The sequence below is a fragment of the Paenibacillus sp. 19GGS1-52 genome, from assembly GCF_022369515.1.
GTDB lineage: Bacteria > Bacillota > Bacilli > Paenibacillales > Paenibacillaceae > Paenibacillus_AQ.
Genome location: NZ_CP059724.1, coordinates 4,701,161 through 4,720,245, shown reverse-complemented (window position 1 = coordinate 4,720,245; position 19,085 = coordinate 4,701,161). Strand labels below are relative to the sequence as shown.

The window sequence follows — 19,085 nt, the reverse complement described above, 5'->3', positions numbered from 1 at the left end:
CTTCACTTCCTTTCAAAAGAGTAAGCATTTAATAATTCACGAAAAATTGACATTATATCAGTATATCATATTTTTAAGAGTCGGCGGTGCAATACTTATCATAGTAATGTCATTGGATTGTCATTCCGTATGGGGTGAAGCGGTTGTTACTTACTTTTAAAGAGGGCATAATAGGTAATAGCGTTTACAAATCTTTTATCAAATCTAATGGAGACCTTATCATGACCTACAACGACACTTTTATCCGTGCCTGCCGAAAGCTGGACACGGAGCACGTTCCCGTATGGTACATGCGGCAGGCTGGCCGTTATGATCCCGAGTACCGTAAAATCAAAGAAAAGTATTCACTGCTTGAAATCTGCAAACAGCCTGACCTGGCCGCGGAAATATCAATGATGCCCGTGCGCAAGCTAGGTGTGGATGCAGCTATTCTGTATTCGGACATTATGAATCCGGTCGCTTCTATTGGGGTTAAATTTGATATCGTCAAGGATATTGGCCCGGTAATCGAGAATCCGATTCGCAGTGCAGCGGACGTGGATAGATTGAAGCCGATTGATATTGAAGGCGATCTCAGTCACATTCTGGAGACGATCGCTATACTCGACAAGGAGCTGGATGTGCCGCTGATCACATTTGCAGGTGCACCGTTTACCATTGCCAGTTATCTTATCGAAGGCAGACCCTCCAAGAGCTATATTCGCACTAAAGCGTTGATGTACAATGAACCACGTGTCTGGGAGAAGCTGATGGACAAGCTTGGCGATATGGTTATCGCCTATCTGCGCAGTCATGTACGTAGTGGAGGCAAAGCTTTCCAATTGTTCGACAGCTGGGTGGGTACGCTTGCGCCCCATGATTTCAAGACCTATGTGCTGCCAACCATTTCCCGGATTTTTGCTGAATTGTCCGATCTGGATGTACCCAAAATATATTTTCCTGGTGTAAGCTCAGGTGAATTGCTGCCCAGTCTAACAAATCTTCAGGCAGATGTAATCGGGTTGGATTGGCGTGTTAGCTTGACCGAAGGGCGGCGCAGAATCGGAGAGAAATTCGCGGTTCAGGGCAATCTTGATCCATATTTGCTTACAGCGCCAATGGATATCTTGAAGGAACGCGCCAAAGAACTAATTGATGAAGGGTTGCAGCAGCCGGGTTATATATTTAACTTGGGACATGGACTATACCCTGAAGCTTCATTAGATAAACTAAGGGAATTAACCGAGTATATCCACGAATATTCGCAGAATGTTATGAAAGAAGCGACAAAGCTCTCTAATCATTTAAATATTTAGCTTAGAAGGGGTTGGAAATTCGTGGCAATTAAAATAGGTGTTCTAGTAATGTCGTATGGCACTCCTGAAAGTTTGGAAGGCGTAGAAGCATATTATACGCATATCCGGCGTGGCAATCCGCCATCAGCGGAGCAGCTAAAAGAACTGAAGGATCGATATGCTGCTATTGTGGGTGGTGTATTTCCGCTGCGCAAGAATACAGACCTGCAGGTTGAGGCATTGCAGGCCGCGTTGAATAGCGATAATGATGGGAAATATGAATTTGTCTGCTATCAGGGACTTAAGCACGCTCATCCGTTTATTGAAGACGGAGTGGAGGCTATGGCTAAAGATGGCATTACCCAGGCTGTAGGCATTGTTCTTGCTCCTCATTATTCCAGTATGAGCGTGGGCACTTACATCAAGCGTGCACAGGTGAAAGCAGATGCCTGTCATGTGGAGATGAGCTTTGTGGAAAGCTACCACCTGCATCCAGAGCTGATCGACGTTCTGAGCAAGAGAGTATCGGCCAGACTGGATCAATTTGAGGAAGCTGGCGCAAATCGCGATGAGGTTCGGGTATTGTTCAGCGCACATAGTCTGCCGGAACGCATTCTGAGCATGGGCGACCCCTACCGTGACCAATTGCTGGAAACCTCAGCAGCTATTGCAGCCCAAGCAGGAGTAGCCACGTGGCAGTTCACGTGGCAAAGTGCTGGCCGTACAGCCGAGCCTTGGCTTGGGCCAGACGTACTTGTTACACTCCGGGAACTCAGCACGGAGCAGGTGAAATACGTATTGGTGGCACCGGTCGGCTTTGTGTCTGATCATTTGGAGGTCCTGTATGATCTTGATATTGAAGCACAAGCCGTGGCCTCCGAGCTGGACATTCGCTTGATGCGCATTGAATCGCTAAATAGCGATCCAGCCTATATGTCAGTACTAAGTGATGTGGTACGTAATCAGGCAAATCAAATGAAGGTAAGCCAATTATGACCGGCGTACCCCGAAAGATTGTCATTATAGGCGGAGGCTTAAGCGGCCTCAGCGCTGCCTTTTATGTGCGCAAGTATTATAAGGAAGCAGGCCTTAAGCCTGACATTGTGTTGCTGGAGAAAACGAAGACGCTCGGCGGTAAGATCGAAACGCTGCACCGTGACGGTTTCGTCATTGAGAAGGGACCCGATTCCTTTCTGGCCCGCAAAACAGCGATGAGTGATCTGGCCAAGGAATTGGAGCTTGATCATGAGTTGGTGACGACCAATCCGAATGCCAAGAAGACGTACATATTGCAGCGTGACAAGCTGCATCCGATGCCAGCTGGGTTGGTACTGGGGATTCCTACAGAGCTTCGGCCGTTTCTTAGAAGCGGATTGGTTTCTTTTGGCGGCAAAATGCGGGCTATGATGGATTTCATTATTCCGCCACGGCGCAGCAGTGAAGATGAGTCGCTAGGCCAGCTGATTGAGCGCCGTCTGGGTACAGAAGTGCTGGAGAATATGACCGAACCGCTCTTAGCCGGTATTTATGCCGGTGATATGCGCAAGATCAGCCTGCAGGCTACCTTCCCGCAATTCGGTGAGGTAGAGCGTCAATATGGAAGTCTTATTCGCGGAATGACTACTGGGCGTAAGCCCGCAGAGACACACACAGGGACGAAGAAGAGCGCCTTCCTAACCTTTCGCCAAGGACTGCAGAGTCTGGTACACGCTTTAATTCATGAGCTGCATGATGTAGAACAGCGGACTGAAATTGGAGCAGTCTCCATTACCGCTCGAACAACTAACACGGCAAACGGACAGCCTATAATTCCTGCCGACTCTCCTCGTTATGAAGTTGAACTGGAAAATGGCGAACGGCTGCTTGCTGATGATATTTACATTACAGTGCCCAATTTCGCTGCTGCTGATCTTCTGCGCACACATGTGGATGTCTCGGCACTGGATGCTGTGAATTATGTTTCCGTTGCGAATGTAGTTATGGCTTTTCCGAAGAAGGAAATTGTCAGTGATTATGACGGATCGGGTTTTCTTGTTCCTCGCAAGGAAGGACGCAATATTACAGCCTGCACCTGGACGTCCACCAAATGGCTGCATACAAGCCCTGAGGATAAGGTGCTGCTGCGCTGCTATGTAGGGCGTTCGGGGGATGAGCAGAATGTTCAGCTTCCAGACGAGGCCCTGACGGAGCTGGTGCGCAAGGACCTGCGAGAAATCATGGGCATTACGGCCAAACCCTTGTTCACAGAGATTACTCGGCTGACGCATTCCATGCCACAGTATCCTGTGGGACATCCAGAGAATATTGCCAGACTGCGCAGCGAACTGACTACGTCAATGCCTGGTGTTTATGCCTTCGGGGCCGGATATGACGGCATTGGAATGCCGGATTGCATAAAGCAGGCTAAACTTATAGCGGAAAGTGCTGCGAAGGATTTAGTGAAAGAACTAAAATTTCAGCTATAAAAAGCAGGATTTAACGGTGAAGCGGGGTCTTATGACGCTTCACCGTTTTGTTGTACTTACAAAATAGCTAAAGCTCCTATGTGTAGAGGGAAGTATAAATTATGCTATAATAGAAACAATTTGAGTGCAAAGGAGATCACCAGTACCCATGTATCCGCCGCGATCACGTTCACGACAGAAGAGTAAACATACCAGAAAACGCCGCCGCAGAACGGCATGGACATGGATTAACGTAAGTTTGCTTTTGTTGATAACCGCTGCGTTATCCTATTATTTTATAAGTTCAAACGGCAGTGAAGACGCTGCACCACCTCCACAAGGTGAGGTTTTGGTGTCGCCGTCTCCAGATCCTACCCTGGCACCAACGGCAGTTCCGACGCCTGAAGTGACTGCAACGCCTGAACATTCAGTTCCAGTAGAAGCTCCTGAAATGTCACCATCACCGGTAGTAGATACTCCTACTGAGGCACCCGATGCGGAACCAACGACGGCTCCCACTGAAAAGCCTGAGTCAGATATAGACAGTTCCCAAGGCTCTGGATTAGCCTCAGGACTTTCGGATGAGGATGCTGATGGGCGTACCGTGACACTTAATTTTGCGGGAGACGCTATTTTTTCCGGTAAAGTGGGTGAACTGCTCGACAAGAAGGGTTACGCATACTCTTATGCTGGCTTGAATGGATTATTCAAGCAAGACGATCTAACGGTACTCAATTTGGAGACACCGATAACCACGCGCGGAATGGCTGCCAATAAGCAATATGTATTCAAAGGAGCACCGGAGGCGCTGGATGCTCTGAAGGCGGCCGGAGTAGACGCCGTGAATCTGGCTAATAACCATACCCTGGATCAGGGTGTGCAGGGGCTTGAGGATACGCTAAGCAACCTTAGCCAAAGGGGAATTCCTTATGTTGGCGCTGGTCTAACTAGCAAGGAAGCTTATTCGGCGCAATATTTTGAACGCAACGGTATAAAGATTGCTGTGCTTGGCTTTACGCGAGTCATTCCACAGTCGGATTGGATGGCTGGAGTGAGTTCACCTGGAGTCGCTACGGTTTATGATAGTGCTGAAGGGCTGAAGGCGATTGCTCAGGCCAAGAAAGCAGCAGACCTGGTAGTTGTCGTTGTCCATTGGGGCAAAGAACGAGTAGAACAGTATGATAGTATTCAGCAATCGCTTGGACACAGCTTTATTGATGCGGGAGCGGATCTTGTTATTGGAGGACATCCGCATGTCTTGCAAGGGATTGAACCCTATAAAGGCAAGTGGATAGCCTATAGTACCGGTAATTTTATATTCACGAGATCAACAGTTCCTGCTACTTGGAAGACGGCGATTTTTCAGGCGGAATGCACTATAAAAGGGCAATGCTCATTACAGCTGAAGCCTATGGATGCTGAACTGGCCCAGTCTGTGCCTATGAATGAAGTCGATGGGCAGCTTTTGCTAAAGAGGTTAGAGTCCCTCTCCGCAGGACTTATTACAATCGGCAGTGATGGTAAGGTCAAGCAAGTGAACAGGTAGGGTTCTAACAGAGAACTTGTTGAAGTATAAGAATTTATAGGTTTCACGCAATAATTTATCCTTATATTTCTCGAAGAAACGGATGCGTCCATATAAAGGACGGCGAAGCCGTTTCATCTTGCTGGAGGACAAATGATGAATAACATATGTGTAGCCCATCGGGGATTTTCCGGAAAAGCACCCGAGAATACTATGGCAGCTATTCGCTTAGCACTTGCTTTGCCTTATGTTCGTTGGATGGAGCTTGATGTTCAACTCACAAGGGACGGTGTCCCCGTTGTCATTCATGATTTCTCATTGGACCGAACGACTAATGGTCACGGTAAGGTTAAGAATATGGATTGGGAACCTATGCAGCGCCTGGATGCGGGTAGCTGGAAGGGGCGCGCTTTTCGGGGCGAGAAGATACCCTCACTTGAAGAAGTTCTTTCTTTGGCTTCCGGCAGGCTGCGTTTAAATATTGAACTCAAAACTTCGAGTGATATGTATCCGGGACTTGAGAAAGCCGTTATGGAGCTTGTTTCCTCTAAAGGCATGCGTGATGAGGTTGTGCTGACCTCATTTGATGCCGCCGCATTGCAAAGAGTTAAAGAGCTTGACCCCTGTTTCCGCACGGGGTTGATCTTTGATTCCAGATGGGGTAATCCGGCAAGAAAGCTGCAAGAGCTGGATTGCTCCTTTCTTTCGATCAGCTTTGCACGTCTAAATCCGAATTTGGCCAACCTTCTGGCCGAACGAGGCGTGAAGATTATGGCCTGGACGGTGGACAAAGCGAAGGAGATGCGTCGCCTTGCGGAGATGCAGTCTGATATAATGATCTGTACGAACCGTCCGGATATATGGGGCGACACGTTCTTGAAGGTCTAAATACTAAATAATCGATGGGAAAGAGAGCTGAATGTCTAATGTGTGCTGCTGTTAATAACCTATATTGTGTTGGACGTAATTATAAACAACATGCGGAGGAACTTGGCAATAAAGTGCCGACGGAACCGCTGATCTTTATGAAACCTTCTCATGCGGCTATTTCCCTCGATAAAGCGATTATTGAGCTTCCAAAAGATGCTGGACAGGTTCATTATGAAGGTGAGCTTGTACTGCGTATTGCACGCGATTACGTTCCGGGGATGACAGTCGAAGAACTAGTAGATGTGATGGCACTTGGGCTGGATTTTACGCTGCGGGATGTGCATAATGATCTGCAGCGTAAAGGGCTTCCCTGGACCGCCGCCAAAGGCTTTAAGAACGCAGCTCCGTTGACTCCTTACATAGCTTTTCCTGACAAGGAAGAGCTGGAAGGAACAGATTTTACGGTATTGAAGAATGGTGTGGAAGTACAGCGTGGAAATGTGAAGAGTATGATTTTTTCACTCCAGAAGATTGTTGATTTTATAGCGGCACGCTACGGACTTGGCAAAGATGATATTATATTTACAGGGACTCCCGCAGGTGTCGGACCCACCGTAACTGGTGATTCGTTCGAGCTGTACTGGGGCGACAAGCTGATGGGCACCTGCCTGATCGGATAATGACGGTACTTTAGTTAGCAGGAGTTGAATATATGTTGTGGTTCATCGGCGCCTGTGGCGCCCTGTTTGTTGCCGGAGTGGCTTATTGGAGACAATCGCTAAGCCTCTCCGGTATGCTTGCTGCAGTAATGATGGGTACTATTTATTTCGGTGCAGGGAATGCTTTTTGGTTTGGTATCTTGCTGGTGTTCTTCATTTCTTCAAGTCTGCTGTCCAAGCTTCGCCACGATAATAAAGCCGAGCTGGAGTTAACATACGCCAAAACGGGTCGGCGTGATGCCGGACAGGTCTTCGCAAACGGGGGGATCGGCATGCTGCTGGTTCTGCTGAATGCCATTTTCCCTATGGAGATGTGGGGATTTCTGTTCATTGGTGTAATGGCTACCGTGACCTCGGATACATGGGCCACGGAAATTGGCACGCTTAGCAAGAAGCCACCACGTTCAGTCCTGACAGGAAAAGTTCTTCAGGCAGGTGCATCTGGTGCCGTTTCGTTGTTGGGTACTCTTGCCGCTGCCTGCGGTGGAGTCCTCATAGGTGCCGCTTCCTGGGTGCTTCGGGCAGCGTCTAGCATGCCGGGCCATTCTTTCTGGCTGCTTACGCTGGCAGGGCTGTTTGGAGGTCTGGCGGGTGCTTTTGCCGACTCCGTCCTTGGTGCAACTGTGCAGCGGATGAACCGCTGTACCGTATGCGGCCGTATCGTTGAAGGTGAATCGCATTGCGGTGCTCCTACTGTGCACGCCCGGGGCTGGCGCTGGATGAGCAATGATGCGGTCAATACAATCAGTTCAATTATTGGTGCTGCCATTGCTTTGCTGCTTGGCGCACTTTGGGGGTGAACCGATGAGCAACGTATCCAATGACAAACACACGGCAATTCTGGATGCTGCCCATACGCTTTTCGGTTCAAGTGGTTTTTACGAAACGAAGATGTCGGATGTGGCGGAGCAGGCTGGGATTGCCAAGGGCACCGTGTACTTATATTTCAAAAGCAAAGAAGATCTGTTTATGGCGGTAACGCGCCGTGATTGTGAGGGATATCTGCAACAGTTGGAGAATAAGCTTCAGGATCACACTACTTTTACAGATAAGCTGTCGGTGATCGCCAAGCATCATATATTCTATTATTATGAGCGCAAGCAGCATACAAAGCTTTTTTTCCTTGCTCCTAACAATAACCCGGAGCTAGTAGCGTATATGGCGCTTTTTATGGAACAATACATGCAGGCGGTTGTAAAAGTGCTGCTGGAGGGCCGGGCATCCGAGCCTGAATTGATGGCACAGTCTTACATTGGCATGCTGGATCGTCTCAAAATGGATATTTTGTTCGACCCCTCCTTTACCGAGGTGGATGCGTTTAAGCGGGCCAAGTTCGCCGCTAACCTCTTTATTAACGGAGCCATGAATAACCTGCATCCTGCAGAGGATGATAAAGAAAATAATATAGCAAACGAGGATATAGAATGAACATTATGACTGTGGAGAATCTTTCCAAAACCTATGGAGAAAAAGTACTGTTCCGTGAAGCTTCATTTGGTATGGAAGACCAGGACAAGATCGGCATTATCGGTGTGAATGGTACGGGAAAATCAACCTTTTTGCGTATTATTGCCGGGTTGGAAACACCAGATGCAGGCAAAGTATCAATTGGAAATAGTATAAGAGTGCAGACACTGGCGCAGAATCCGCCGTATGATCCAGCGAATACAGTACTGCAGCAAGTTTTTGCAGGAGATGTGCCGGAACTGGTAATGATGCGTAACTATATGGAGACAATAGCTCTTTTGGAAAGTGATCCGGGTAATTCAAAGCTGGAAGACAAGCTGGTACAGATTGGAAATGATATCGGTTCGGCGGATATTTGGCATTTGGAAAGTGAAGCCAAGAGTGTACTTACGAAGCTCGGCATTACCCAATTCGATGCTCTAATGGATTCTCTCTCCGGGGGTCAGCGCAAGCGTGTGGCACTAGCGGCAGCACTGATTACACCCTCAGAACTGCTTATCCTGGATGAGCCTACTAACCATATTGATACGGAATCCGTGTCTTGGCTGGAGCAATATCTAAAAAGACGCCGCGGCGCCTTATTAATGGTCACGCATGATCGTTACTTCTTGGATCGTGTCGCTGGAGTAATGCTGGAATTGGATGGAGGTCGCTTGTTCCGTTATGAAGCGAACTATTCGCGTTTTCTCGAGTTAAAGGCCGATCGTGAGGAACGCGAAGCCTCAGCCGAACAGAAGCGTAAGATGCTGTTACGTAGTGAGCTGGCGTGGATTCGTCGCGGACCTAAAGCCCGTTCAACGAAGCAAAAGGCCAGAATTGATCGCTATGAGAAGTTGAAGGACGTCCAGGGGAATGCTTCCGCTGGTGCCCTAGATATTTCTGTGGGTTCGACACGCTTGGGTCGCAAAATCATTGAAATTCTTGGTCTGTCCAAGGCGCTCGATGGTCGTCAGCTTATTAAAGATCTAACCTATATTGCAGTACCGCAAGATCGGGTAGGTATTATTGGACCGAATGGTAGTGGCAAATCTACGCTGCTTAACATGATTGCCGGTAAAATTGAACCTGACAGTGGTGAGGTTCAGCTTGGGACTACAGTGAAGCTGGGATATTTCACGCAAGAGCATCAGGATATGGATGAAAGTCTGCGTGCGATTGAATACGTGAAGGAAGAAGCAGAAGTCATTAAGACATCTGATGGCAGTTTGATAACGGCAGGCCAAATGATGGAACGTTTCTTGTTCCCTCCAGCAGTTCAGTGGACACCGATTTCCAAGTTGTCTGGTGGCGAGAAAAGACGTCTTTACCTGCTGCGTGTGCTGATGGGCGCGCCCAATGTGTTGCTGCTGGATGAACCGACAAATGATCTGGATATTGGTACTTTGGCTGTACTGGAAGATTATCTAGATGAATTTCCTGGTGTCGTCTTTACTGTCTCCCATGATCGCTATTTCCTAGACCGTACTATGGATAAACTCATTGCCTTTGAAGACGGGGAAATCCGGCTTCATGTGGGTGATTACACCGAATATGAGGAATGGTTAGCCAAGAATGTACAAGTCCGCAATTCAACCTCTAACAAAAGAGAAATAAGCTCTATCCCTAGCGCACCTGTTGAACCTATAGCTGATGTAGTAACTGCTCAGTCAAGTACGGAGAAACCCAAATTCACGTTCAAAGAACAGCGGGAATATGAGGGTATCGATAAAGAGATCGAACTGACTGAGGCACGTATCGTTGAGATTAACTCCAAGATGGAAGCAGCCTTTGCCGACTCTTCTAAGCTACAGGAGCTTACAGAGCAGCAGCAGCAAGCAGAAGCAGAGCTGGAGCGCCTTATGGAACGCTGGACGTATCTAAGCGAACTGGCGGAGAGAATCGCTGGTAAGGCTTAAACTTTGATGATTAGACTTTATAAAAAACAAGCTGACACCAGTTTATCGGGTGTCAGCTTGTTTTCGTTATTGTTAGTGGATAGCCACCGCAATCATCTGCACTACCGAACGCTGATCGCCGGTCAGTACGACTTCCGCGGCATTCATCTGCGAGGAGCCATCCCCATCGAGGAAGATGCCCTCACGACCAACGCCGGGAACAGTCTGCAGCACGGCTGTACGGAATTCTGCGGCCGTAGTGAGAGTTGGCGTGACAATTAACCACAGCTTGCCAGTATTATCATACACCATGCCTGAACGCATCCGTCTCTCATCGGCATAAGGCAGGTGCTCTACGGTAGCTGCAGCTTCCCATAGCTCCTCGTACTCTAGGTTCATACTGATGCCGCCTTGAGCGAAGTAATGGTTACGGTCAGCTACGATTAGTTCATCTCCGGATGAGACCACCTGCACTGAAAATTTGCGGCTAGTGGCATCCCAGACAAGCGTTCCCCGCGCATACTTGGCGTTAAACCAGCCGGAACCATAGGCTTTCTTGACTCCGTTCACCGGTTTGTCGTTCATAAGAGCAATGGATAAGAGATCCTTACCATAAAAAAATCCACCATTGATGCCGTAGGCCGCAACTTGGCGCAGTGGTGTGCCTGCCGTCTGCAGAACAATGTCTTCAGGGTTAATAGACATCATATGCAGCTGTACCTTTTGCGGAGTTCTGACATCCGTATAAGAATAGGAATGAGGGAGGCCGTCAAAGACCTCCTTCTGTGGCTTAGGCGTCAACAGTAAAATAGATCCCACGATCAGAATAATCGCCAGCAGCAAGGCTGAAATGATCAGCCAGTACTTACGTTCCCAAAGCTGCCGCAGCTTGGAATTGGGGCTGCTGGTATCAGTGCTCGCCGACATAAGCGGCAAGCAGCTTGGCAGTATTTATTACCGCTTGCTTATGCGTCCGCTCCATGGAATGTGAGGCATGAACCCCTGGACCGATTAAGGCAGCACGAATATTGTTGCCACCTCTAAGCGCGGCAGAAGCATCGGAACCGTACATAGGGTAAATGTCCACAGCGTAAGGAATCGCCAGCGCATTTGCCAATTCAACCAAACGACCTGTCATAACATAATCATATGGGCCCGAAGAGTCTTTGGCGCAGATCGAGACATCCGTTTCCTTACAGCTTAGGTCATCGCCCATTGCACCCATATCTACCGCGATCATTTCATTTATATCTGCAGGAATCCAGGCTGTTCCGTGTCCTACCTCTTCATAATTGGAGATAAGCAGTGAGAGGTTATGCAGAGGTTTCCAGCCCTCGCGCTTCATACTTTCCAGCAGGCCAAGTAGTGCCGCAACACTAGCTTTATCATCCAGGTGACGCGATTTAATATAGCCACTTGACGTAATAACCGCACGGGCATCGAAGGAAATGAAATCACCAACGGAAATACCGAGCTTAAGCACATCTTCTTTGGAAGACACCAGCTCATCAATACGCACTTCCATATTCTCCTCTTGACGCTTGAAATCGCGTGCATCGGGATAGACATGAACGGAAGGGTGGCTGGTCAGAATCGTACCTGTATAGGTCTTGCCGCTGCGGGTATGGATAATGCAGTATTCATTCTCAATACTGTGCATCGTAAATCCGCCGACGGAAGTTAGCCGCAAAGTGCCGTTTGATTTGATCGAACGAACCATAGCGCCAAGGGTGTCAACATGTGCACTAATTCCGATAGTACGCGTTGGATCAAGTCCTGCGACTGATAATATTACCCCACCTTTTTCATTCCAGCTAAGGGGTATGTTCAGCGCAGCTGCTTCCTCGGCTACAAGACGCATTACCTGAGCAGTAAACCCGCTAGGACTAGGGGTGTCGAGCAATTTTTTGAGAATGGTAAGAATGTAATCTTCATTGGGTTGAATACTTAGCATGTGTTAGTCCTCCTGAGGTATTTCAATAGATAAGAATTTATAGGTTTCTCACGATAAATTATCCTTCTCTTTCTCGAAGAAATGGATGTCGCCTCTTTCAGAGGACGGCAAAGCCGTTTGTTCTTGATTCCTTAAAGCTGAGGTGTGCTATTAGCAGGTGGGGCTTCATTGTTAATGTTAAGGGATTCCAGTGAGTTGTTTGCATCTTGGAGTTTCGCAAGCTCAGCAGTTAAGACCTTAATTTGCTTCTGCAGCTTGTACTGGCGAAGAATGCCAAAAGAACCGACAATGACCCCGCCGATTAAGGCACAGCCAACAATGATGAGTATAAGCGGAATACTAGCAACATCAAAGCCGAAGTTGACCTCAACTGGATCTACGTTGATGACTGCAAACAGAGCTATAAGCAGTGCGAAGATTAGACCCGCAATAAGTGACCATTGAAATTTCATCGAATTTTCCTCCTCAAGACTATTGTGACAGTATAAAATCCCCTGCCCATTATGGGCAGGGGATTAGTCTAATAGTAAACTTTCCCACTTATTTGGTCAACTGTTCCATTTGCGAGATAATGCTTTCGAACACACTCATCGCTTCACGAATCGGTGCTGGTGAAGACATATCCACACCGGCCTTTGCCAAAATATTAATGGAATAGTCGCTGCCACCACTCTTCAGGAAGCCGAGATAACGGTCAACTGCCGGCTTGCCTTCCTCAAGAATCTGTTTGGCAAAGCTGGTTGCTGCTGAGAAGCCAGTCGCATATTTATAAACATAAAAGCTATTATAGAAATGTGGAATCCGAGCCCATTCCATCTCGATATCCTTATCCACAACCATATCTTCGCCATAATACTTAACGTTGAGGTCGTAATAAGCCTTCGAGAGATCCTGGGCTGTGAGTGCTTCACCGTCTTCAGCACGTTTATGGATAATTTTCTCGAACTCGGCGAACATCGTTTGCCGGAACACGGTTGTGCGGAACTGGTCGGCATAGTAGGTGAGCAGATACATTTTTTCCTTCGGATCAGTCGATTTATTAAGCAAATAATCCATTAGCAACGCTTCATTTGTCGTAGAAGCAACCTCTGCCAGAAAGATCGTATATTGCGCATCACGATACTTCAGTGTGTTATCTGAGTAGTAAGAATGCAGAGCATGACCCATCTCATGCGCCAGTGTGAACATACTGTTGAGATTATCATTATGGTTCAGCAGGACGTAAGGGTGGGTGCCGTAGGCTCCCCAGCTATATGCGCCGGTTCGTTTGTTCTCATTCTCGTAGACGTCGATCCAGCTATTGTCGTAGCCTTCCTGAAGTACGTTCAGATAGTCTTCACCAAGTGGTTTTAGACCTTCCTTTGTAATCTTCTTGGCTTCTTCAAAGGTAATATCCAGTTTATATTCATCTACAAGCGGAGCGAACAGGTCATACATATGTAGCTCATCCACACCGAGCAGCTTCTGGCGCAACTTCATATACCGGTGCATCAGCGGCAGGCTCTCGTGAATCGTATCAATCAGATTGCTATATACCTCTTTAGGGATATTATCGCCATAGAGAGACATTTCCAGTACTGATGGATACTTGCGAACACGCGAGTAGAATACATTTTTGTTCACATTTGCACTAAGAGTGGCTGCAATTGTGTTTTTTTGTTTACCGTAGGTCTCATAGACTGCTTTAAAAGCGTTCTTGCGAACCTCGCGGTCCGGACTTTCCAGGAACTTGATATAGCTTCCGTGAGTAAGCTCAACTTCTTTGCCACTCTCATCTTTAATCTTCGGGAACCTTAGATCTGCATTGTTCAGCATGCCGAAGATATTCTGCGGAGCCTGGGAGATATTGCCTACTTGGGCGAGCAAAGCTTCCTCTGCTTTGGAAAGAACATGAGCTTTCTCACGTTTCATTTCTTTTAAAGTAAAGGTATAGTCGGACAGATTAGGATCAGCAATGAATTCATCAAGCTTCTCAACAGGCAAGGCAAGAATTTCCGGTGTAACAAAAGATAGGGCTTCACCGGCTTCCACACTAAGCTGCTTCGCTTTCTGGGAAAGAGCTTGATAAACGGAGTTAGCCGTATCTTCATCCTGACGCATATGTGCATAAACATACAGGAGCTCCGTTTGCTGTGACAGCTTGTCATCCAGCTTGAAGCAATCTTTAAGCGCTTCGGGCGAGTCGAGCTTTCCTTGGAAATCAGCGGCTTTCTTAATAATAGTCTTAACTTCAGCGTATGTTGCATCCCATTCTTTCTGTGAAGCAAACATATCTTCAAGCTTCCAGCGGTTCTCAGCAGGCACTTCACTTCTCTTCAATAATTGTTCCATGGAAATCCTCCTCGAATGATGAGATGAATTAGGTGTATTCTCCCGTTGCAGCACTGCGGATGACCAATCACCAGGCAGTAGACTAAGCGCAAGCAAAAGAGGAAGAGACTTGGTTGTAATGGACAAGACGGCCGCCTCCTAGTTCTAGGTCAGCTTAGTATGCCCTGCCAAATCATGATTATTAATCCTTGGGCTGCGTTATGCGGAAGTTATGCTACAAAGTTATAAATAATTAAGACAAAAGCCAGAAGAATCATGATGACCGCAGTCAGGGCCATGCCCCGCTTCAACTGTTGCGGAACACGGTCCCTTGCCATAATCAGCACTGCGCCCAGACATAGGACGGAAATTATATAAATCGTGAGGTTCTCACTGTCCATAATGGGCTACACCTGTTTAAAAGCTGTAATAATGTTTTTGTATTCATCTTCATTATCTTTATAGGACTCTTTGTTGAACCGGTTATTGACCCATTGCATCATAGCTGGACGACTCATGAAGGTATGGGTCTCTTCACCCCATTGATCTGAGATTTCCCGGAGAATGATATACCGGCCTTGAACTTCTACCGTCATCATATTCCACTTATCTGTTTTGTATATTTCATGTTTTTTTATCATTTTCATTACCACCCTGGCGATTTTTGACTTTTGGCTCAATGATAACGCACGAGAGAAGGGAAAAGCAAATTAAATCAATATATTGAAGGAAAAGTTGAATTGCCCCAAGGGATAATTCGGAGTATAATGTAAGTATACGCCATATATGGCGCTATTTTTAGGAGGTTGTTCATTTGAAAGGTACAGTGAAATGGTTTAATGCAGAAAAGGGTTATGGTTTCTTGCAAGTTGATGGCGGCGAGGATGTATTCGTGCACTTTTCAGCAATTCAAGGTGATGGATTTAAGACTCTAGACGAAGGCCAAACAGTAGAATTCGATATTACTGATGGTAACCGTGGACCCCAAGCAGCGAACGTAGTTAAATTATAATAAACAGCAACGACAGTTAAACTGTCAGCTGTAATATATGTTATATGGTTGCAAGGTTTAGTAACCAAATCGATTTAATCAACACACAGTTCTTTCGAGAACTGTGTTTTTTTGACCTCAGGTGTCATAGAATGATAAACTATAAATAGTGCTTTTTGTATGAGGAATGTAATTTGAAAGTCATATTTGATGGGGAGCGTTTCGTCATGAAGTTTAAATTATTTAAGGATCGTAAAGGCAAGGCCGATCAAGCCAAAAATAATAAATTCGTTAAGTTGGCCCGCGAAATTTATGTGCAGGCACGCAAAGGCGGGATCAATCCGGATGCGAATTTCGGACTAAAGACAGCAATCGCGAGCGCACGTGCGATTAATATGCCGGTCGATAATATCGAACGGGCGATTAAGAAGGCCACTGGCGGCAACGAGGACGTGGACTATGAAGAAATTTACTATGAAGGTTACGGTCCCGGTGGCGTAGCTATTATGGTGAAGTGCCTTACAGATAACCGCAATCGTACGGCCGCTGATGTGCGGTCCATATATAGTAAGCGGGGCGGAAACATGGGCGAATCAGGCTGTGTGTCCTATATGTTTGATGAGAAGGGCGTTCTGACCATTGACCGCGAAGCGTATGACAGCTTGGATGAAGATACTGTAATGATGCAAGTGCTGGAAGCCGGAGCGGATGATTTGACTGTATCAGAGGATAGCTTCGAGATTCTGACCCATCCACATGAGCTGGAGGCAGTTAAAGTAGAACTGGAAGGCCAGGGATACCATTTTGCAAGCTCAGAGGTACGCTGGATTCCACAGAATACGATTGCTGTTGAGGGCGAGAATGCAGAGAAGCTGCTGAAGATGATGGATGCTTTCGAGGATAATGATGATGTTCAGGATGTATTCAACAATTTTGAGATTAGTGATGAAGAAATGGAACGCATCGGATAACAGCTTGTGCTACTGTACATATGGCAAAGGCCTTTGCAATCCCTTACAATAGGGAGGCAAAGGCCTTTTTTATACTATAGATAGCGGTCTTGTATTTTATAATGAAGACTTATCAAAGGGTTTTCTTTTATTTTTGAAATAGCGCACCGGATCGATGTTAGAGTCGAATAAATATTTACCCAGGAAGCCAATAAACGCTACAAGAGAGAAGAACACAGCTACCATATAAAAAGTCGAACGTCCAGCTTCTTCAAAAATAAGTCCGCCAAATGTACCACTAAGCAGTCCAGCTACACTTGACCATACAACAGTGAAGATAGCAAGCCCTGTGGCACGCAGGTGGTCAGGGATGATCCGCGTGATATAACGGACTGCCGTTACATAATACACGCCGAAGGAAACACTATGCATTGCTTGAATGGCGATGATAGAGTCCGGATGATGTGCTACAGACATTAGATAAAAGCGAAGTGCATACATGAGACTGGCAAAGGCAAGCAACGGGAGCTCTTTGAATTTATCGCCGTATTTACTGAGCAGAAAGAATATAGGAATCTCACTTAACGCTGAAGCGAGCAGTGCCCAGCCAATGACCTCCTCACCTGCGCCCAATTGCTTTAAGCTAATCGTGAGAAAAGCCTCGTTCATTCGATGGCCGAGCGCGAGGACAAAGACACAACCGAAGAACCACAGCACCTCTTTTTGCAACAGAATTTGCTTAAGGCCATTTCCCTTAACTGAAGTATCTAGGGATTCTTCCTTGTTAGGGATATCTTCAGTAGTTCGCTTGACATCCTTTAACCAAAACGTCAGGATCAGTGCTGTTATAATGATGACGATGCAAACGGCCATGCTCCAAGAGGAACCCAAAGCTCTCAATATATATCCCACCGTCAGCGCAAAAAAAGCATAACCCAAAGAGCCAAACACACGAATTGCAATGAAGTTGCGTCCGTGCCGCTGGGCAATTTTGATAGCCATTGTATCTGCAAGTGGAAATACAGGATAGTAGAAGAAATAGAAAAAAGATAGAATGAGCATGACAGATGAGAAGTCGGTGGCTCTGGCTAGTAAAAGAGAGGTGACTAATTGTCCAGCAAGCAGAATAACCAAAATCTTCTTAATCGTGCCCAGTCGGTCACTTACCATGCTCCAGAATAGATTGGACAGGATAGAAATAAGAGGTCCGAGGGAATACAAATACCCTACCTGTGAACTACTGAAGCCTAAATGGCTGTAAAATAACGGGAAGTAAGATACCACAAGGACACTAGTACCATAAAGAGTAAACATAAAGGAACGCAGCCAATTCTGATCACTATAACGGCCGCTGGTCCGATCTAAAAGCATGGAATTGCACTCCTCCAGATATCAAATACGGCTAGTATAGCATAAAGCGCTGGAATCATGTTTGTTAAAATGCAGTATTTCTGAATCTTTCATGGTTTTGCGAAAGTGATTTTGTTGTTTGTACAAATACGATGATCATATTATAATAATGATGATTTGGATAAGGAGACAACAATGTGGAGGCACTGTCATTGAGTGAATTTGAGCAAGGCCGTTACCTTAGCCCTCGTGGCCCAATTGGGCTTATGAGCAGGGTCTACAAGTACGTTCTGCCAGAAGTGAGAGAATGTCTCCGTTTCTGGCGCCAAGATGCGGAAGGGATTCCCGATCCCGAACTCCGGAAGCAAGCGCTTGCCAGCCTTGAAACGAAACAGTTTCATTGCGAAGGCGGCGGTATTTATGCCGCCGGCAATTTGTCTATGAGACATATACTTATTCCGCTTATTGTTGCTTATCAAACGATCAGTGATTATCTGGACAACCTATGTGATCGCAGTACTTCGCTAGATCCGGCCGATTTCAGGCTGTTGCATCAATCTATGCTGGATGCTATTGATCCGGCCGCTGAGCCCGTTAATTATTATGCGCTGCGCAGCGAACAGAACGACGGCGGGTATTTGTGCAGGTTAGTCCGCAAATGCCAGGAGATGATTGCCAAACTGCCAGGATATTCTGCAGCAGCATTGGAAATTCGTGAACTGGCCGTGCTCTATACGGATTTGCAAGTTTATAAGCATATCCGACCAGAACTCAGGGAAACTGCCTTGAAGGAATGGTGGGAGGAGCAGGGTTACCGGGCACCGCATTTGCACTGGAATGAATTTGCGGCGGCCACGGGATCTACTCTGGGTGTATTTATGCTATTTCTGGCCTCATGCGATCCCAAGTTGAGCCTGAGCGCGTCGGCATCCATTCGAGCAGCATATTTCCCTAATGTGTGTGGCCTGCACATTATGCTGGATTACCTAATTGATCAGGATGAAGACCGGGCCGGTGGTGATCTCAATTTCTGCAATTATTATGACAACACGGATACCATGCTGAATCGGATTGCTTCCATTGTGGAGTGGGCCCGCAAGGATGTCCGGAATCTTCCTGAGACTTCTATGCATCGCATGGTTATCGAGGGCTTGCTGGCATTGTATTTATCTGATCCTAAAGTTAGCGAACAGCGGGAGGTTCGCTCCGTATCTAAACGTCTAATGAAAGGAAGTCCGCTTACGAGACTATTCTTCTTCGTTAACAGCCGTTGGATACGCAAACACATGTACTAGCATGCTGTGGAGTGTCATTCAGAAGAAGGATGAGGCTTCACACAATTTTGAGGAGGAACAAC

19 protein-coding genes are annotated in these 19,085 nt (G+C 46.8%); 12 read left to right on the top strand and 7 right to left on the bottom strand.

Going from position 1 to position 19,085, the window contains the following annotated elements; genetic code table 11:
• The first annotated feature begins 221 nt into the window (after positions 1-221).
• The 9 genes from hemE to H1230_RS22065 all read left to right on the top strand — a co-directional run bounded on the left by hemE (position 222) and on the right by H1230_RS22065 (position 10,194).
• On the top strand, positions 222-1,295 hold the full coding sequence (gene hemE, locus H1230_RS22105) for a uroporphyrinogen decarboxylase (protein ID WP_239712033.1): 1,074 nt from the start codon (positions 222-224) through the stop codon (positions 1,293-1,295).
• A gap of 21 nt (positions 1,296-1,316) precedes the next feature.
• Positions 1,317-2,270 carry a ferrochelatase gene (gene hemH, locus H1230_RS22100; protein WP_239712032.1) on the top strand — a complete coding sequence of 318 codons (954 nt, stop codon included), beginning with the start codon at positions 1,317-1,319 and terminating at the stop codon, positions 2,268-2,270.
• Entirely contained in the window at positions 2,267-3,739 is a 1,473-nt protein-coding gene (gene hemG / locus H1230_RS22095) for a protoporphyrinogen oxidase (RefSeq protein WP_239712031.1), read from the top strand. Before hemH ends, hemG begins: the two co-directional genes overlap by 4 nt.
• Positions 3,740-3,887: 148 nt before the next feature.
• Positions 3,888-5,264: a CapA family protein gene (locus H1230_RS22090; RefSeq protein ID WP_239712030.1), complete on the top strand. Its 1,377-nt coding sequence runs from the start codon at positions 3,888-3,890 to the stop codon at positions 5,262-5,264.
• 135 nt (positions 5,265-5,399) lie between these two features.
• A complete protein-coding gene (locus tag H1230_RS22085; protein ID WP_239717478.1) occupies positions 5,400-6,131 on the top strand; it encodes a glycerophosphodiester phosphodiesterase in 732 nt (243 codons plus the stop codon).
• Positions 6,132-6,169: 38 nt separating this feature from the next.
• The gene (locus tag H1230_RS22080; RefSeq protein ID WP_239712029.1) at positions 6,170-6,793 is read left to right on the top strand and encodes a fumarylacetoacetate hydrolase family protein; all 624 of its coding nucleotides are present in this window, start codon (positions 6,170-6,172) and stop codon (positions 6,791-6,793) included.
• Between the two features lie 32 nt (positions 6,794-6,825).
• Positions 6,826-7,632: a DUF92 domain-containing protein gene (locus tag H1230_RS22075; RefSeq protein ID WP_239712028.1), complete on the top strand. Its 807-nt coding sequence runs from the start codon at positions 6,826-6,828 to the stop codon at positions 7,630-7,632.
• A 4-nt stretch (positions 7,633-7,636) separates the two neighbouring features.
• Positions 7,637-8,260 carry a TetR/AcrR family transcriptional regulator gene (locus tag H1230_RS22070; protein ID WP_239712027.1) on the top strand — a complete coding sequence of 208 codons (624 nt, stop codon included), beginning with the start codon at positions 7,637-7,639 and terminating at the stop codon, positions 8,258-8,260.
• Positions 8,257-10,194 (top strand): ABC-F family ATP-binding cassette domain-containing protein, encoded by a 1,938-nt coding sequence (locus H1230_RS22065; RefSeq protein WP_239712026.1) that lies wholly within the window; start codon positions 8,257-8,259, stop codon positions 10,192-10,194. Before H1230_RS22070 ends, H1230_RS22065 begins: the two co-directional genes overlap by 4 nt.
• Positions 10,195-10,266: 72 nt before the next feature.
• Here the strand turns inward: H1230_RS22065 and H1230_RS22060 are convergent, their stop codons facing one another.
• From H1230_RS22060 to H1230_RS22035, 6 genes are all read right to left on the bottom strand, one after another.
• A complete protein-coding gene (locus H1230_RS22060; protein ID WP_239712025.1) occupies positions 10,267-11,100 on the bottom strand; it encodes a phosphodiester glycosidase family protein in 834 nt (277 codons plus the stop codon).
• Entirely contained in the window at positions 11,084-12,127 is a 1,044-nt protein-coding gene (locus H1230_RS22055; RefSeq protein WP_239712024.1) for a M42 family metallopeptidase, read from the bottom strand. The genes H1230_RS22060 and H1230_RS22055 overlap by 17 nt, the downstream gene beginning before the upstream one ends.
• A gap of 131 nt (positions 12,128-12,258) precedes the next feature.
• Positions 12,259-12,579 carry a LapA family protein gene (locus H1230_RS22050; protein ID WP_239712023.1) on the bottom strand — a complete coding sequence of 107 codons (321 nt, stop codon included), beginning with the start codon at positions 12,577-12,579 and terminating at the stop codon, positions 12,259-12,261.
• Positions 12,580-12,667: 88 nt separating this feature from the next.
• Entirely contained in the window at positions 12,668-14,458 is a 1,791-nt protein-coding gene (gene pepF, locus H1230_RS22045; RefSeq protein ID WP_239717476.1) for an oligoendopeptidase F, read from the bottom strand.
• 209 nt (positions 14,459-14,667) lie between these two features.
• Positions 14,668-14,838, bottom strand: a complete 171-nt coding sequence (locus H1230_RS22040) for a hypothetical protein (protein WP_239712022.1) — start codon at positions 14,836-14,838, stop codon at positions 14,668-14,670.
• A 6-nt stretch (positions 14,839-14,844) separates the two neighbouring features.
• A complete protein-coding gene (locus H1230_RS22035) occupies positions 14,845-15,078 on the bottom strand; it encodes a hypothetical protein (protein WP_239712021.1) in 234 nt (77 codons plus the stop codon).
• Between the two features lie 173 nt (positions 15,079-15,251).
• On the opposite strand from H1230_RS22035, the gene H1230_RS22030 reads away from it, so the two are divergent.
• Together H1230_RS22030 and H1230_RS22025 are read left to right on the top strand one after the other, a co-directional pair.
• Positions 15,252-15,449, top strand: a complete 198-nt coding sequence (locus tag H1230_RS22030; RefSeq protein ID WP_154117807.1) for a cold shock domain-containing protein — start codon at positions 15,252-15,254, stop codon at positions 15,447-15,449.
• Between the two features lie 206 nt (positions 15,450-15,655).
• Positions 15,656-16,399 carry a YebC/PmpR family DNA-binding transcriptional regulator gene (locus H1230_RS22025; RefSeq protein WP_239712020.1) on the top strand — a complete coding sequence of 248 codons (744 nt, stop codon included), beginning with the start codon at positions 15,656-15,658 and terminating at the stop codon, positions 16,397-16,399.
• Between the two features lie 96 nt (positions 16,400-16,495).
• Here H1230_RS22025 and H1230_RS22020 read toward each other — a convergent pair whose 3' ends face one another.
• Positions 16,496-17,749: an MFS transporter gene (locus H1230_RS22020; RefSeq protein WP_239712019.1), complete on the bottom strand. Its 1,254-nt coding sequence runs from the start codon at positions 17,747-17,749 to the stop codon at positions 16,496-16,498.
• A gap of 191 nt (positions 17,750-17,940) precedes the next feature.
• Here H1230_RS22020 and H1230_RS22015 point away from each other — a divergent pair, with 191 nt between their 5' ends.
• On the top strand, positions 17,941-19,023 hold the full coding sequence (locus H1230_RS22015) for a tetraprenyl-beta-curcumene synthase family protein (RefSeq protein ID WP_239712018.1): 1,083 nt from the start codon (positions 17,941-17,943) through the stop codon (positions 19,021-19,023).
• Positions 19,024-19,085: the final 62 nt, after the last annotated feature.